We start from the raw sequence: 16,821 nt of genomic DNA on the forward strand, positions 1-16,821 counted from the left end.
AGTTAGGTTATAGAATTGATGCCCAAGAGGAGAGGGGCGCGTCTTTCAAAAAGTGCCTTAAATGGGCACTTTTTGGTATTGCAAACGTTACAGTTTCGTGCTATAATATAAATAATGTTGTGGCGTCTAACCTGGGCGTCGCGAACAGACCGTAAACCAACGATCCAGCACAGCTGGACGGATGGAAGGAGAGCGGCTATGGCAACTATGGTGTTGCTCGACAACAATGGCGAGAAAGTACGGACTCTCGGGTCGATCATCAATCCGAACCCGGATCTGGTCATCCCGCAGGGGTGGATGCTCAGTTGGGAAAATCAGTTCATGGAGGTCCTCGCAAAGGACCACCTGAACAACGCCGTACTAACGCATGGGAAGGCTCTCGTTCTGGTCACCGCTATGATGAGTACGGTTGTGGTCCGGATTGAGAGCCCGAACGTGAAGGACCTGGTCGAGGCGATCGACCTCGTGACCCGGTACCTTGGCGGCGAGGTTGCCACCTTCAGCCCCAACGCCGCCAACAATTCGTTCATTGGCGGTATCAAGAATGACCTCATCTTCCTTTGGGGGAAGACGACTCAGGCCATTCGCTCGCTACGGCAGCGGATTGGTTTCAAGATCGCACGCTAAGCGTGCATGCCTCGCATCGAGACAGGGGACCTCAATCCTTGTCTAGTGCGAGGCCCTTTGTTTTTATTCGTACCGAATTTATTTTAGGAACCAAGCCTTAACGACTTCTTCAGATGGTTTGTTGCGGAAGCCGGCCGATATCGATATCAGGGGCCTTACTTCTGGATCGAGAGCATCATCCCAGGCGAAATTACCGACGTTAATCCTGACGATATTCGTTGCATCTCGGACCACCGAAAAGAAGGAATTAAAAGCTTTGGCTTGCTCGTTGTAATCACTTTCAAGGGCTCTGATCGATGGGTTTTTGGAATCGAGATATTCGACTGGGCCAGCAAAAGTGCCGTCTGTATAGCTGGATGGTGCGAAGAATAGAGATACCTTTATTCCCTTCGCAATGGCCTTTCGGTTAACATCTTCGATCATTCTTCCCATCGCCGCATCGAATGATTCTTCTCCGTCTATTTTGTACTTGCCAGGTATAGCGTATATTTTTATCTCAATCACGTCGGCTTCCTTGTAATAATCATATTTTGTCCAATCTTCCTTTCCGTTTTTGCCGTCGATAAACCCGTATATATTCAGATCAGTCATTATCTCTCCTTTAAAATTCTCCTTGACCTTAGATATGAGTTTTTTCCATAATCTATTCGCAAGCTCCTCGTGTCTAGTAAACGTTGGGTCCTGGAACATGGGCGATATGGACATAATATCGACTCCAGCTTCCTGGTACATCTTACCCTTCTCTGATAATCGCGATTCCCATTTTTCGAAGTAATTGGAAATCCATTCTTCCGTATGTGAACTGTTGAAGTCTTCGTAATCTTTCGCGACGTCTGTGGTAATATCTCCTTTTATCCCAGACAATATGAATTTCCCGATATTCACGAAGGCCAGATTTCTTTTTATGCCAAGTTTCATCCCGCGTGAATGGGCGGCTTCTACGAGCTTCTCCAGATCCTCGGAGTTTATTGATTCGTCACGCATATCGTTCCAGAATGTTTCGTCAGCTAACTGATATGAAGTACTTTTATAGTCTGTCTCGTCGTCATATAGAGCCCTGTCAAAATCGTGTATGAATATCTCTTTGGCGCCAAGAGTTCTTACTCGTTCGAATGAACTCTCAATATTGGCCTGCGTCGTTTCGAACATTCCCATATTGTAGTTTCGGCCCCATGTGTCGTACATATTAACCGCTTTTATTTGAGGCAGAGGGGATGGAGAAACCGATACTTCATATTTGTGTACTATAAATTCTCCACGGCACCAGGGAGGAGTCGGCCATGGTCCGACAGGTGGGCAGATATTGGAAGCGAACATCGCGCCGATTAGTAGAAGAAGGATCGCCGCGATGATCGCAAGATAGATAAAAGTTTTTCTCATATATTAATTATTTTATTGGAACACTAGTATATTTAATCATTAAAAGGAGTGCGGAGCAACGAGAATGAAAAAGACATCCAGTATCATTTATATCTATTGGCAGTAATTTTTTGCTGAGATTATCGATTAAACTGAATTTATTGAATGCGTGGACGTTTAAAATGGATTGTGATTAAATTTAAAAATGGTTATAGATATAGAATTAACCTTGAACAGGTTTGGATTCGGTAAAATCGACGCGAATAAATTTCAGCTGTTTTGCTTCAGGTTTTCTAGGTGGGAGATCCCTGGCAAGTATTCTATTTCCTTCGAGATAAATTGGCGAGTTAAAGAATAAGCTCCCGCCTTAATGCGTCTGGATTTAAGACCTTGACAGCCTAACGAAACTGATGTATTTCTTGAATAAGCACATTTACAAAGGAGCTGGCACATGGCGAATTGGTGGGAATCAGAACCAGAAAAAACTCAAGAACAAAAAGACTATGAGGCGGGTCAAAAAGAGGGATCGCAATGTAATTCGATGGGCGCAGCATTTAGGCACGATGTTCTTGTGGGCTTCCACAGTGAGGCATTCGAGAGAGGGTTTGATAATGGTTATGCTAACCAGCCGGAGCCTCCCAGAGAAGAGCCCGATGTGGATGAAGGATCAAGCTCAGACGATGATGACTATGGTAGCTATAGTTATTCGTCTTCTTCCAGTAGCACAAACATCTCTTCTCCGCCCGGAGACTCACCTAGCAATGCTATAGGGCGGGTTATCTTGGGTAGTATTATTGTTGTCTTGGTGATGTTCTGTACTCTAATTATGGGGCCAAATCATCAACATGTAGCGAATGATGATACTCAACCATCATATCGCGAGGCAATCATAAATGAACCGACGCATGTATCACCATCGGAAGATGGACCTCGCAAGACTATCCCAAAAAGCGTTGAAGACATTAATCGTATCGACAAGAGCCTCGGTGATAATAATGAAGATAAAAATCTTGACGCCGTATTCGACACATCCATTGTCCATTCCATAGATGTGGAGCTCGAAAGAGACTATTTTGCTTCTCATTGGGGCACAGTAGACACAAGATCGGCCAAGAAACATTTCAGGATATCAAAGTCTTTTTCTCGGAAGGTCCTAGTAAGTGGACATCTAGCTTCTAGCGAGGCGTTTACTGCTCCCGAATGGAAGTTAGATCTGGAAGAGTGTAATGCTCTCAACGATCCAGAAGGAGATAGGGAGGTTGAGATGATATTTTTTCAGATAAATCCTGACGATATTCTGGTGGGCGAGGAGATGAATAAGGCTTACGATGAACTAGGGTTAAGAGCAGATCCCTATGCACTAGCCGCCGTAAATCATAAAGATAAAACATTCTCGCGCCGCTATCCGAATATGACATTTTGGAGTATTCCGCAAGATTCCAAAGACTATCAGGTTTTAATGTTCAGAGAGATCAAATCCGAAGATACGCTTAATATATATTGCGGCCATGTTCCTTTCTCGTGGCACTATATGGCATTTGGTGTTAATTGGTGGTATGCCGGAATCAGGAAATAACAATCTGTCCAGAATATGGACTTGATGGCCAACAATGGCCATCTTTTTTTATAATTCTATAGTGAAGTCCAACGATAGTTTTAGAGAGCAATCTTTTAATTATTTTATAAAAATGACAGAATAGGAGTAAATGCAAAATATAATTATATGGATAACAAACATCATTCTCATTATTTTCTACTTTTAGCGCTCGCGACATCGATTATCGTCTTGTATTTTGTAGCTAAGCCATTTTTAAGTCCATTGATATTGGCTGCTGTATTCGCGTTTCTCTTCCAGGTGATCTACAAAAAGTTTTTAGGTATTTTCATAAATCGAGAGAGCTTGGCGGCATTTCTCACAACTCTCGTCGCTATTATTCTGATCTTATTACCGATCGTGCTTTTGGGAACTCAGATCTTCAAAGAATCTAGCCAGCTGTATCAATCCCTCGTGCATAGCGGTGGAGGAAATTTTGTTGATTCGATGGAAAATATATTAAACCAAGCCCGCACTATTCTCCCGATTCCTGCAGATTTTGAATTCAACTTTGATCAATATGCTAGGCAGGGGCTAGACGTGCTGATTAGAAACTTTGGCGCAGTGTTTTCAAGTTTTGCCAAGATATTACTCAATACGTTCGTATTCCTTATTGCTTTTTATTTCTTTCTCAAAGACGGCGATAGACTAAAAAATTATCTCATTGCGCTGAGTCCCCTCAACGATACGGATGATGATTTCATTGTGTCACGCTTGAAGGTGGCCGTGTCCGCGGCTATGAAAGGAAACTTAGCTATTGGGCTCGTTCAAGGAGCTTTAACCGGTATTGGTTTTGCAATCTTCGGCGTGCCTAATCCCGCGCTTTGGGGAGGCGTTGCCGTTGTGGCTGCTTTTCTTCCTGGTATTGGAACGGCGCTGGTCATTACTCCGGCGATCATCTTTTTGTTTCTTACCAATAGCACATTTGGTGGAGTTGGGCTCCTGGTGTGGGGGATGATAGCAGTTGGCCTTATCGATAACCTCTTGGGCCCCAAGCTTGTTGGCCGTGGTATGCAGCTACATTCGCTTGCGGTATTCATCTCCGTCTTGGGTGGACTGGCTTTCTTTGGTCCGTTGGGATTCCTTTTGGGGCCACTTGCTATGAGTGTTTGCATGGCCTTGATTGATATATACGTCTTACTTAAGGTGCGAGAGAATAAGATTATGAGTTAGTCTTATTGGTCATATAAATCTTTTAAAAATCGTATAATAAATTTATGAAAAACATATTTATGAAAATATTTGCCGGTGTCTCTTATGTCGCCATGGTAGTGGTGAATTTTTTGGCTAATAGTTTGCCCATTAATAATCGTTCCACCGGAGAGATATCGAATGCCTATCCTAACCTATTTGCACCAGCGGGCGTGACTTTTTCTATCTGGGGCTTGATTTATCTTCTACTGGCTGGCTATGTGATTTATCAATTTACAAAAAGCGGTCAGCAAAGAGAGGGGATTTTCAGAAAGATCAACCCACTTTTTATCGCCACCTCTCTTGCTAACATGACGTGGATATTTGCTTGGCACTATGACTATATCGGCCTCTCAGTTTTTATAATGGCGATATTACTCGTTCTTCTTATTAAGATCGCAGATGTTCTTCGCGCGGAGCGATTTACTTCGTCGGAGAAGTTTTTTATTTGGGCGCCATTTAGCGTGTACTTTGGCTGGATTACCGTGGCAGCGATTGCTAATATAACGGTATTTTTGATCAGTATTGGTTGGAAGGGATTTGGAGTTGCTGACTTTGTCTGGACTAGCATTATTTTAATCGTCGGCGCGCTCATTGGTATCTTGCGCATGCGCAAAGATAAAAATATTGCCTATGGTCTAGTGCTGATCTGGGCGTATTTGGGGATTCTTTTGAAGCACCTATCGGCCGACGGTTTTAATGGGCAATATCCCAGCATCATTGTCGCAGTAATTATATGCCTAGTTATGTTTATATTTTTTGTGGGGAGGATATCTTATGGCAAGCAGTATTAACTATTTCGATTGCAATTGTAGCTCTTATTATTGTCGGCGGAAGAGGGCAGGATTTTATTGATAGTATCCATTCTGCTTATAACGGCGAATATCTTCTTATGTCTCTCGTCATTGCGATGCCCCTTTAATCCTGGACGGATTTTTGCTATGGTACTCATGCCTATGAATAGTCTTACAGACGAACAATTAGTCCAGAAATACCTCGGGAAAGACGATAAAGCCCTAGAGGGGCTTATTAAGCGATATCTGCCCATTATTTTTGGTTTTGTTAAAAGATATACCGGTAATCAAGATACTGCCTCTGACGTTGCACAGGAAGTTTTCGTTAAAGTCTGGAAAAATCTTAAAAATTTTGATCAGTCTAAAAGTTTTCGAACTTGGATATTCACCATTGCAAAACGAACGGCCATTGATGAGCTAAGAAAAAAGAATGCTTTGCCTTTCTCTGTTTTGAAGGAAAACGGATTCCCCGAATCTATAGTTGATGAATCTCCGTCAATTCCGGATCAGATATTTGCCCAAGAACAATCTAGGAAGCTCTCAGCGGCCTTGGCTAGGCTACCAGTAGGCTATAATTCCGTAATCAATCTATATTCTAATAACGGTCTAAATTTTAGGGAGATTGCCATTTTACTCAATGAACCGCTGAATACCGTAAAGAGTAGATATAGGCGAGGCCTAGCTTTGTTAAGGAAGCTACTCTAGATATACAAATGATTTCAGGGCACAAAGGATGCACCAAAGTGCATCCTTTGTGCGTATTAGTATGTATGCGAGATCAAAAAGATAATCAACGATTTGAGGATATGCCCTCGGTTAGACTTCCTCGAAGCTTATTCTCGCGCATCATAAAAAGATTGGGCTTGGAGAAAGAGCTTATTCTGGCGAAGAGATATCTGGGTTTTTTTGTAGTCCTACTCATGATCTTTTTGTTCTTGTCGATCTTTGCCTTTATCGGAATAAAACATGTCTTATCAGAATCTAACCTAGAATTTTTCATCTCTCTTATATTCTCTGATCCTGGCGTAGTGATTAAATATTGGGACAGTTTTGCTTTTGCGGCCTTTGAGTCGATGCCTGGCATCACGGCCACGGCACTACTTCTTTCAGTAGCTTTTCTAGCCCTTTTTATCAGACTCGCTGCTCTTGCTTTTGAAAAACTTTTTACGGTTATTAAATTAATTAATAAACAGAAACATGGACACAAATAGTTCGGATTTATCCACTACGAGTAAAATATTGGACTTTATTAAGTCAAAAAAAATAGTTGTTGTTATCGTAGCCCTTTTTGGTTTTGCCATGCTCTTGGGGACATTTAGCGTCGGAGTCGCAGTCGGATATCGTAAGGCTAAGTTCTCGTATGCCTGGGGAGAAAATTATCATCGAAATTTTGCCGGACCAAGGGATGGATTCATGGGAGAATTTAACCAAGAATTGAATGGCGGCGATTTCATCGGTGGGCATGGTACTTTTGGGCAGATAATCAACATGGCTGGTTCTGAGCTGGTAGTCCGAGGCAAGGACAATGTTGAGAAAATTATAGTTATTAACGCGAATACTGATATTAGACGCTTCAAAGATGCGATTCAAATGAAAGATCTCACAATTGACGAATCGATTGTAGTGATTGGAGAACCTAACGACAAAGGCCAGACCGTGGCTAAATTCATTAGAATTATGCCTGCTTCCCCGACAGACCGGCCATTGCCTGCTTCGCCAGGGCTTCAGCGAGGCGAGCCGTCTCCTCGTTTACCACGAAGATAAAAATATATGAATAAAATATTACAAATAATTTTAAAACGGAAGATATTATTGGGCATGGGGTTTTTAGTCATCGCTCTTGGCTCGTATTTCTTTTTTCGAGGAGACGCCACGATAGAAACTAAATATGTATTAGCGGCCGTCGAAAAAGGAACCATCGTTGCCTCTATCACTGGCAGTGGTCAGATCTCTGCCCTGCAGCAAGTGGATGTTAAGCCAAAGGTTTCGGGTAGTATAACTTATGTTGGGGTTAAGGCCGGACAGCAAGTTTACGCGGGTCAAGCCTTAGCTTACTTAGACTCGCAAGATGCTCAGCGGTCGGTGCGTGATGCTCAGATTAGCCTCGAGAGCGCCCAAATATCTTTGGAGAAAATGCGTCGTAGTCAGGAGACGAGCGGGGAGACTACGACAGATAATCTAGCTCAGTCATACAAGGACGGATATAGCAAGGTCTCGGATGCATTTTTAAATCTACCAAATTTAGTTGAATTAGCGCGAGGCGTCCTTTATGACAACAATGTCGAAGCTGGTGGTTGTGGCAATGTTTGCGAGTATGGCAACTTAGCTTATCAAGACTTTAGAGAGGAATTTAAATCTATAACCTCTCGAGCTGAATACGATTATAAAATCGCTAAAGACGCCTATGATCCTAATTTCAAGACTTATAGAGATGTAAGATTAGATGCTTCGCCGGAAGAAATAACGTCAATTATAGAAACGACAGAAAATACGGTTGAACTTTTAGCCCAAGCCATTAAAAGCGAGCAGAACATGCTAGATGCTCTAGTGAGCAATATTAACGACGAAGCATCGAAGCAAGGCCATAAAGGACAGATACGACAACAATTAGTTACCTTCCAAAATAGTATTGGAAGCGGAGTGAGTAATTTAAATAGCATTCTTTCAAGTCTAGGTAACGCTAGGCGGTCAATCGAATCAGCCCAAAGATCTCTTGAAGATTCGGCGCTTTCTAATCCAATAGACATAAGAAGTCAGGAGAATACAGTTGCGCAGAGACAAGCGGCATTGCAGGATGCGAAGAGTAACCTAGCAGACTATGCAGTTCGTGCGCCATTTGCTGGAATCGTGGCCAAATCAGATATTGAAATTGGAGATTCGGCATCGAGTGGTACGATAATAGCGACATTGCTGACCAAACAAACCATTGCTCAAATATCGTTGAACGAAGTTGATATTTCTCAAGTCGAAGTTGGACAAAAGGCTACACTTACTTTTGACGCAGTAGAAGATTTAGCTCTCACGGGAAAAGTATTAGAAGTTGATTCCCTAGGAACGGTTAGCCAGGGTGTGGTTAGTTATAATGTTAAAATCGGATTTGATACTCAAGATGAGCGAATTAAATCTGGCATGAGTGTTTCTGCCGCTATTATCACTGATTCTAAGCAAGACGTTTTGGTGGTGCCTAACTCAGCCATCAAATCTGCTAGTAGTGGAAGTTACATAGAAATACCAGGAGACAAATTGGATGCCGAATCGGCGGCTAGTCTTTTAAATAGTACTGGCATTTCTCTATCTTCTGCCATACAAAGGCAGACGATTGAAACGGGATTATCTAATGACGCTATTACCGAAGTCACGAGTGGTCTTAATGAGGGAGATCTTGTTATAGTTCGAACCATCGCCGCCTCAACTCAAACTACGACAAGTCAGGGCCAAAACAGTCTATTCCCGGTAGGCGGAAGTGCTACTGGCGGCGGAGGAGGCAACAGGACGCAGATGCGCTAATAATAACTTGTGACGAGTCTATCAAGCCATGATCAAGTGTAATAATATATTCAAGATATATAAAAGCGGAGATATAGAAACTAGTGCTCTTAAGGGAGTTAGTTTTGAAATTACTGATGGTGAATTTGTAGCTATTATGGGTCCATCAGGATCTGGGAAATCAACATTGATGCATATCATCGGAGCCCTGGATATCCCCACAAGCGGCGAATATATTCTCGATGGACATGATGTCTCTAATTTGACTGACGACGAATTGGCTGATACCAGAAAAGATAAATTGGGATTTGTTTTCCAGGCATTTAACTTATTGCCAAGAGCTACTGTGCTTAGGAACGTAATATTGCCTTTGGTATATGCCGGAGTTCCCAAAGAAGAGCGTGAGCTAAAAGCTCGACGGGCTCTTATTAATGCCGGGATGGATGAATCTCACTTCCATCATAGGTCAAATCAGCTCTCGGGAGGGCAGATTCAACGTGTTGCTATAGCTCGAGCCTTGGTTAATGATCCCTCTTTAATTCTCGCAGATGAACCCACCGGTAATTTGGATACAAAAACAGGAGAAATAGTTTTGAATACTTTCCAGGCTCTTAACGAAAAGCAAAATAGAACTATCGTTCTCATCACTCATGAGCGAGAGGTGGCCGAACATGCTGATAGAATTATAACCATCAAAGACGGACTAATCGTGGAGGATAAGATAAATAAAAATAAGCGTCACGCAAATCTATCATGATCATTTCTGATTTATTCGAAGAAACATATTCAGCCTTGCTAGCGAATAAGGCCAGATCTGGTCTTACGGTTCTTGGCATTGTCATCGGTATCGGTTCAGTTATCGCTATGATCTCAATTGGGCAAGGAGCCAAGGGGACTATTGAATCGAGCATCCAAAACTTGGGATCTAATTTGGTTATCGTAATGCCCGGTGCTCAGCGAGGCGTTGGCATTCAGGTCAATGCCGGTCGTGGTAGCGCTCAGACATTAACTCAAGATGACGCTGATGCACTTAAGGAGCAAGTAGTTTTAGCGAATGATGTCGCCCCAGAACTTTCTAGTCGGTATCAGATAACGGCTAAGGGAACTAATACCAATACTCAAGTAGTTGGAACGGTGCCGAGTTATTTAACAGTCAGAAATGTTGAGCTTGAAGATGGTTCATTTATCAGTGAGCAGAATCTCAGAAGTTTATCCAAAGTAGTAGTATTGGGGCCAACGGTAAGAGATGATCTTTTCGGTGAAGGAGTAAGTCCCATCGGCCAATCAATCCGTATCCGTTCTGTTCAGTTCAAAGTTATTGGAGTGATGAAAGCTAAAGGGGGAAGTGGATTTAATAATCCCGACAATACGATGTATATACCCCTTTCTACCGCGCAAAAGTTTTTGGCTGGAAATGCATCGGTAAGTCAAATAAGCGTCCAGGCTGTTGATCAGAACTCTATGGCGGAATTACAAGCCCAGATTACTGCCCTACTACTCGATAGGCACAATATCTCAGATCCGGCCCTTGCTGACTTTAGTACACTTAATCAGGCAGATATTGTAGCGACGGCATCTTCGGTTACCGATACCTTTACTATTCTTCTTGCCGCAGTCGCGGGCATATCCTTAGTTGTCGGGGGAATTGGCATTATGAATATGATGTTGACCACGGTTACGGAGAGAACGAGAGAGATAGGGTTAAGAAAGGCTATCGGCGCCAAGAGAAAAGATATTAATTTACAATTTTTAGCCGAAGCCGTACTGCTTACCTTTTCTGGAGGAGCGCTAGGAATAATATTCGGATGGGTCGTCAGTCTGCTAGTCTCAAGATTTGGTGGCATAGCGACATCGATTTCAATATCTTCAATTTTATTAGCATTCGGCGTCTCAGCCGCTATTGGGATTGTATTTGGCTACTACCCGGCTTCTCGGGCGGCTAAATTAAATCCCATAGAGGCGCTACGTTTCGAATAACAAAAATACCATGAAGAAACTTTTATTAGTGGCGATAGTAGTCGCAGTGATAGTTGGAGGTGGAGCGTTTTATGGAGGCATGAAATATGCTCAGGCTGGAAAAGGGAATTTTGCTAACTTAACTTCGGAACAGCGTCAACAATTCGCGGATAATGCTGGAGCTGGTCTTAGAAATGGTCCGAGCAGAGGTAGTATGGGCGCAGGAGTTATCTCGGGAGAGATCATCTCAAAAGACGACAAGAGTGTAACTGTTAAAATGAGAGATGGTGGTTCAAAGATTGTGTTCTATTCCGGCTCGACAGAGATTGGAAAGTTTACCAAGGGCGTTGTCTCCGACTTGAGCATCGGAGAAACCGTAACAACTAATGGTACTGCGAATTCTGATGGAAGCCTGACAGCTCAATCAATCCAAATCAGACCTTTGCTACCAAGTCCAACGCCATCCAATTAATAGCAAGCCCAAGTTGCACATATCGATTGCCGAGCGCTCCCTTACTCTTTAGTCAATCTGACATGAATATGATAAAATTTTCGTATGAATAAAACTAGGATAACTTATTCTATTCTTGCAATATTGTTTGGCGTATTCATGGTTGTGTACGGTGGATACGACGATAGTCCAGGAGCGCAAGGACTCGGACTGATAGCGGCTATTGTTGGTATCGTGGGCATTATAAAGAGCAAAAAGAGAATCTCTAGCCAAAATAATTGATTACATATTATTCTATGTATAAAAAAATATTAATATTAGGCGTGTTTCTTGCTGCGGGGGTATTAATTCTCGTCTTTACAGCTAAAGACAATACAAATAAGAGCTCTACGGTAAGCCCGACTGCTAGTCCATCCATCACTCCAAAATCTCAAGATACATCTTCTGGGCATACTCTTTTAGATGTTGCTAGTCATAATGGCAGACCAAGCTGCTGGAGCGTGGTTAATGGAAAGATTTATGACCTTACTTCGTGGATTGATAAACATCCCGGTGGCTCTGATCGCATTCTTAAGATATGTGGGACTGATGGCTCGGCCAATTTTAACAATCAGCATGGAGGTAAGCAGAAACCGGCTGATCAATTAGTTAATTTCTATGTTGGAGATTTGTCGGTGCGATAGACCATGGAGTGCCCGATATACGTGTTGATCTTATGCAACACTAATTAAGGCTCGATTTTTCCTCTTTTCAACCCGCAAAATAGGGGAGGAACGTTCATTTCTCCTTGCTAAAACAGTAAGATTGATGGCCTAGACAGGTCTAAGCTGTTGCGATTGACGAAACCGCCTGTTTATGCTATAATTAATACAACAGTGATGGTAGGGACCTTCACAACAGAATACGTTAGATTTGGTGCTTTTTTTCTTGTATCCATAAGGAGCTTGAGGATGAAGAAGATCGACAGGACTGCCGAATTCCCTCAGTTGAGGGACGGCGAAGTGTATGCGGACTGGACGGGAGCGGCGCTTCCACCGGTATCGCTCATCAGCAAGTTCGCGACGTTTCTGACGTCGCATCTGCTGGGTAACCCACACTCATCGCACCGGGCATCGCAGACCGCCTCCGACATGGTGACGGCGACGCGAGCGAGAATTCTGTCGTATCTCAACGCTTCCAGCGATGAATACGATGTGGTCTTTACCCCGAACGCGACCGGTGCGATCCGTATCCTCGAACACTTCGTGTTCCGGGGCGGTGAGCTTCTGCTCACCGCGGACAACCATAACTCGGTCAACGGCTTGCGGGAAACCGCAAAACGTGACGGAGGGGTGGTGCGCTACGCGCCCATCAATGGCAATCTCGGGATCGACGTAGATGGGTTGGTCCGACTGCTCGACTACCCGCGTACGGAAGGTGGGAACAAGCTCTTCGCCTACCCGGCGAAGAGCAATTACTCGGGGGTGTGTCATCCGCTCGAGCTAGTCGGGATGGCGCAGGAACGCGGGTGGTACGTCCTTCTGGACGCCGCCGCGTACAACGCGAACTGCCGTCTCGATCTGAGCGCGGTCAAGCCGGACTTCGTTCCGGTGTCGTTCTACAAGATGTTCGGGTTCCCAACGGGTGTCGGTTGCCTGATCATCAAGAAGACGGCCTACGCAGCGCTGGCCAAGAAGTGGTTCGCCGGCGGCTCGATCCGACTGGTGTCGGTCGCCACCGACTACTTTACCCATGATCGTGGGGCGTCGAAGTACGAGGACGGAACCATCAACTTCCAGATGATCCCGGCGATCATGGAAGGGCTCGAGTTCCTCGAGGAGTTTGGGGATCGGAATCGGCACGCCATCGCGTTGGCTACCCAGCTCCGTGACGAGCTCAAGGGCTTGGCAGTGGGAGACGCCTTGTTCGTCATTCACAGCCCGCGTGGTACGGACACCGTGGCTTGCGCCGTTCGCAAAGACGGCGAATACTTGTCAGTGAGAAGGTTTGAAGAGTTCGCCTCTGAGCGTGGAGTTCACGTCCGGGCGGGCGACTTCTGCAACCCCGGGGCTAACGAGCAGGTGTATGGCTTCGTGGTCGACCCAAACGAGCCGCAATTCGATGCGGCTCCCAACGGGAGCATCAGAATTTCATTTGGCTACGCCAACGTGGCGAGCGATGTTTCACGGATTCTCGAGGTGGCAAGGGAGTACTTGGACCACATCCAGTAGGAGAGGTGACACATGAGCCAGGATCAGTCGAAGGTTGACTCGCGTATCAAGGTCGGCTCGATCGTGAGTCGCCGTGGGCAGGAATACAGGGTGACAGAGTTCACCCACGGCTGCTGCGGCGGCGACGAACAGGTTCGGGTCAGGGATGGCAACGGCTTTTCGGCCGGGCCGTTCTACACCGACAACGTCAAGTTCGTTCGATAGTCGTCTACGCGACGGCTATCAGCCCCCGGGGGGTTCTACCCCCGGGGTTTTTGTTTACTAAATAAATTGCCCAACGAGCGATCATATAAAAATATCTGGATTAATATCCGCGTATTTAGGAAGGAATAAAAAGATGATCCATGAGTGGATCATCTTTTTATTCCTGGGGAACTATAAACGAGTCTTTGTCTTATTGCGGCATCTGCATGTATTGTGGCTCGCCGATTCTAACTGAGGCGTTGAACAATCCATACTGAGCTTTTGCTTGGGCGTTTGCATTCAAGTTATAATAAACTTCTTGAATGGCATTTCTAGCCTGAACTGGTCCGATGGTACGATTTTGTAGAGCTTGAGAGGATAAAGTTCCAGTCCAAGCTGAGATTGTCGATAATGAAGAGTCTACCATTAAGAGGTATTTTTGTTTATCGGCATCCGAGAGACCATTCGGATTTCTTTGAGCTTCTTCAAGGGCTTTAACTGCGTTGAATACTCCGGTATAAGCCAAATGTTCAGGAGAGTTTGATATCGTCGCCAACACTTCGCTCAAAGGCTTCCCTGCGTGGAAAGATGCACCTGAATCTAGGGGTCGATGGAATATCGCTCCATATAGACTTGTCAGTAGCGATGTGTCGACAGTGCAAGTTGCGTTAGCCGAGGCTACTTGAGTATGATTACTAACGAACATCCCTCCGAGTAGTCCTAGGCCGATCATTAGGAAAGAGACAATAAATATGTTGTGTTTTGATATTTGCATTCAGTTGTTAAAATAAGTACTAAGTAATCACGAGTTTTGATGAAACTAGTAAATTATCGGTGCTTAAATTAAGTTAATTATTCTACCGCGGGCTACGACCTGGGTAGCGAGTTAAAAAATACTACCCATTTTGATCCCGATCACTTTTGATGCCGTACAAAGCATCTATACATTGCAATTGATCGCTGATGCGGATAGCTAGTAGGCTTTAGAATCTACTTTGAGAGGATGAGGGCTATCTTTATGGTGGCATCCATGGTCTTGGCAGAATTATTCCAATCTGCCGCTGCTTGCTTGAGCGTATCAAAAGAATAAATCATACCATTGCCTTGAGTGGTGCCTGGATCATTTACTATGAATCCAGAGGCATTGTAGCCGCGCACCACGATCATGTGGTAAAAAGGCCCTGAGTCCGTGTAGATCGGCAATAATCGGGCATTTATTGGCAGGAGAACGACATGGCCTCTGCTCAGCTCTTTCTTTAAATCCTTTTCGGTGTAATCTCTTATTTGCTTAACGGTTATGTCAAATACTTTTTCAGCCATTCGAGAAGTGGTGTAAGCGCCAGTGTCGGCGTTGTAGCCAATATTGTTTGCCTCCCATTTTCTTAGTTTGGCTATATATTCTTGGGCTAGGGCTACTGTTAACTCATTATCTCTGTTGCCTTCGAAATAGGCGTGAGCCATGGCGATGCTTGTCTCTTCGCAATCTTCGTTACGGTCCCATCTCCCCGTCGGAGCTTGATCAGTAAAGGGTACGGCCAGAACGAGGGTCTCGGGTAGTGGCCAGTTAGTCATTACGATGATCAGTCCGATAAGGCCCAGTCCGAGCAGGCTCATCGTGCGTCTGTGCGTCGAAAAAATATTTTGCATATTGGTGGATTATTTTGAAACAACGATCATGACGGATTTGCTTTCGTCGATTGTGTCGATGGCATGATCCCAATCAGCCGTGGCATTGTTAATGGTCGAGAATGAATATAGATAATTCTCGCCGTTTCTTGTGCCAGAATCATTGGTGATAATTTTTGTGGCTGTATAGCCGCGAATTACTAACATATGATAAATTGGCCCCGGTTGCTTATAGTTCGGATTATTGAGTTTGCGGCCATTAACCGGAATTATAAGTACTTTACCTGCTAGTAGGGCCGATTTAATATCGTTTTCGGTAAAGTTTTTTACTAGGTTAGTTTTAAGGCCGTATACCGATTCAATCATTTCTGCAGTTTCTACTGCGTCAGTATCTAAATAGTAGCCGAAATTCGTATCCTGCCACTTAGTCAATTTGGTAATTTCTATTTCCACCTCGGCGGCCGGAATTTTTTCTCTTGTGTCGCCGGCAAAGTATGCCCCGGCCATTATGGCGCTAGCTTCTTCGCAGGCTTCATTGTGAAGTTGGTCCCAATTGCCGATCGGCGCCTGGGGCGTGAAGGGAACAGCGAGAGAAAAACTCAGAGGAGTTTCTGAGGGTTTACTTGCCGATGGACTTGGGCTTGGTGAAACTAATGTGCCGGTCGGCGTAGGTGAGATACTGGGACTTGGGGTCTGTGTTGGTTGTGGATTTTTACCATATCCAAACAGTACAATCCCGACTATTGCAACGACAAGAATTACGCCGATTATATTGATTGATTTGTTGATGGTCATTTCTCAGTATTTATTTTTTTAGATTATACATTCAATAGTAAGCCGATACAAAATTTAAGTTATTACAGTCTAAATGATTGTTCGGGCCGTTGTAACCTATTTGGTCTTGAGGCGGCACCATTTGTAATAAGAGTAATGAAACGTTGATGAATATGATAGACAAACACTATAATCCCATACACTCAAGTACCAACTTCGGGTATACTAGTTTACATTTTTGGCGACCAATCTTAAAAGCGGCTGGAATTGTTATTTTTCTTGGGGTAGTTATCTTATTGTTGGTTGGTGGTGTGATATTCGGGGCGTCTCAATTTGTGACAATTTTTTCGAGTTCCACCGAAGCTGCAGACCAGACTAGATTAGCCCAGGCAGGCTTAGAGACTATGAAGAAAATGGTGGGTGACCAGGAAGCTTGGTCAGCGGCAATCAAAAGCGAGTATGATGGTATTTTTACTAATCAATCCGTAGACAAGCGTGGGCTTAGCTGGTTTGATGGCTATATAACTGAAGCAGACCATTCTATCGATTAAACCGGCTATGATGTACAAA

At 44.2% G+C, this 16,821-nt stretch carries 18 protein-coding genes; 14 read left to right on the forward strand and 4 right to left on the reverse strand.

All coding sequences use genetic code 11. The annotated features are described in order from the left end of the window. The first annotated feature begins 114 nt into the window (after positions 1 to 114). On the forward strand, positions 115 to 627 hold the full coding sequence (locus DEG18_01110) for a hypothetical protein (GenBank protein HBX58195.1): 513 nt from the start codon (positions 115 to 117) through the stop codon (positions 625 to 627). A 78-nt stretch (positions 628 to 705) separates the two neighbouring features. Here the strand turns inward: DEG18_01110 and DEG18_01115 are convergent, their stop codons facing one another. Next, on the reverse strand, positions 706 to 2,007 hold the full coding sequence (locus tag DEG18_01115) for a hypothetical protein (protein ID HBX58196.1): 1,302 nt from the start codon (positions 2,005 to 2,007) through the stop codon (positions 706 to 708). A 430-nt stretch (positions 2,008 to 2,437) separates the two neighbouring features. On the opposite strand from DEG18_01115, the gene DEG18_01120 reads away from it, so the two are divergent. The 12 genes from DEG18_01120 to DEG18_01175 all read left to right on the forward strand — a co-directional run bounded on the left by DEG18_01120 (position 2,438) and on the right by DEG18_01175 (position 13,668). Next, on the forward strand, positions 2,438 to 3,562 hold the full coding sequence (locus DEG18_01120) for a hypothetical protein (protein HBX58197.1): 1,125 nt from the start codon (positions 2,438 to 2,440) through the stop codon (positions 3,560 to 3,562). A 147-nt stretch (positions 3,563 to 3,709) separates the two neighbouring features. Beyond that, positions 3,710 to 4,753: a hypothetical protein gene (locus tag DEG18_01125; GenBank protein HBX58198.1), complete on the forward strand. Its 1,044-nt coding sequence runs from the start codon at positions 3,710 to 3,712 to the stop codon at positions 4,751 to 4,753. Positions 4,754 to 4,797: 44 nt separating this feature from the next. Then, on the forward strand, positions 4,798 to 5,565 hold the full coding sequence (locus DEG18_01130; GenBank protein ID HBX58199.1) for a lantibiotic ABC transporter permease: 768 nt from the start codon (positions 4,798 to 4,800) through the stop codon (positions 5,563 to 5,565). A 147-nt stretch (positions 5,566 to 5,712) separates the two neighbouring features. Next, positions 5,713 to 6,270 (forward strand): hypothetical protein, encoded by a 558-nt coding sequence (locus DEG18_01135; GenBank protein ID HBX58200.1) that lies wholly within the window; start codon positions 5,713 to 5,715, stop codon positions 6,268 to 6,270. Between the two features lie 65 nt (positions 6,271 to 6,335). Continuing rightward, on the forward strand, positions 6,336 to 6,776 hold the full coding sequence (locus DEG18_01140) for a hypothetical protein (protein ID HBX58201.1): 441 nt from the start codon (positions 6,336 to 6,338) through the stop codon (positions 6,774 to 6,776). Beyond that, entirely contained in the window at positions 6,763 to 7,329 is a 567-nt protein-coding gene (locus DEG18_01145; protein HBX58202.1) for a hypothetical protein, read from the forward strand. The genes DEG18_01140 and DEG18_01145 overlap by 14 nt, the downstream gene beginning before the upstream one ends. 6 nt (positions 7,330 to 7,335) lie before the next feature. After that, entirely contained in the window at positions 7,336 to 9,072 is a 1,737-nt protein-coding gene (locus tag DEG18_01150) for a hypothetical protein (protein HBX58203.1), read from the forward strand. A 28-nt stretch (positions 9,073 to 9,100) separates the two neighbouring features. Further along, positions 9,101 to 9,808 carry an ABC transporter gene (locus DEG18_01155; protein HBX58204.1) on the forward strand — a complete coding sequence of 236 codons (708 nt, stop codon included), beginning with the start codon at positions 9,101 to 9,103 and terminating at the stop codon, positions 9,806 to 9,808. Then, on the forward strand, positions 9,805 to 11,028 hold the full coding sequence (locus DEG18_01160; GenBank protein ID HBX58205.1) for a multidrug ABC transporter substrate-binding protein: 1,224 nt from the start codon (positions 9,805 to 9,807) through the stop codon (positions 11,026 to 11,028). Before DEG18_01155 ends, DEG18_01160 begins: the two co-directional genes overlap by 4 nt. Positions 11,029 to 11,038: 10 nt before the next feature. Next, a complete protein-coding gene (locus DEG18_01165; protein HBX58206.1) occupies positions 11,039 to 11,479 on the forward strand; it encodes a hypothetical protein in 441 nt (146 codons plus the stop codon). A gap of 275 nt (positions 11,480 to 11,754) precedes the next feature. Beyond that, positions 11,755 to 12,141, forward strand: a complete 387-nt coding sequence (locus DEG18_01170; GenBank protein HBX58207.1) for a hypothetical protein — start codon at positions 11,755 to 11,757, stop codon at positions 12,139 to 12,141. A gap of 195 nt (positions 12,142 to 12,336) precedes the next feature. Next, positions 12,337 to 13,668 (forward strand): cysteine desulfurase, encoded by a 1,332-nt coding sequence (locus DEG18_01175; GenBank protein ID HBX58208.1) that lies wholly within the window; start codon positions 12,337 to 12,339, stop codon positions 13,666 to 13,668. A 394-nt stretch (positions 13,669 to 14,062) separates the two neighbouring features. Here DEG18_01175 and DEG18_01180 read toward each other — a convergent pair whose 3' ends face one another. From DEG18_01180 to DEG18_01190, 3 genes are all read right to left on the reverse strand, one after another. Next, positions 14,063 to 14,584 (reverse strand): hypothetical protein, encoded by a 522-nt coding sequence (locus DEG18_01180; protein ID HBX58209.1) that lies wholly within the window; start codon positions 14,582 to 14,584, stop codon positions 14,063 to 14,065. A gap of 257 nt (positions 14,585 to 14,841) precedes the next feature. Then, on the reverse strand, positions 14,842 to 15,498 hold the full coding sequence (locus DEG18_01185) for a hypothetical protein (protein HBX58210.1): 657 nt from the start codon (positions 15,496 to 15,498) through the stop codon (positions 14,842 to 14,844). A 9-nt stretch (positions 15,499 to 15,507) separates the two neighbouring features. After that, entirely contained in the window at positions 15,508 to 16,272 is a 765-nt protein-coding gene (locus DEG18_01190; protein HBX58211.1) for a hypothetical protein, read from the reverse strand. A gap of 146 nt (positions 16,273 to 16,418) precedes the next feature. Between DEG18_01190 and DEG18_01195 the strand changes: the two genes are divergently transcribed. After that, a complete protein-coding gene (locus DEG18_01195) occupies positions 16,419 to 16,802 on the forward strand; it encodes a hypothetical protein (protein ID HBX58212.1) in 384 nt (127 codons plus the stop codon). Positions 16,803 to 16,821: the final 19 nt, after the last annotated feature.

The sequence above is a fragment of the Candidatus Yanofskybacteria bacterium genome, from assembly GCA_003514055.1.
Classification (GTDB): Bacteria; Patescibacteriota; Minisyncoccia; order 2-02-FULL-40-12; family GWA2-44-9; genus UBA12115.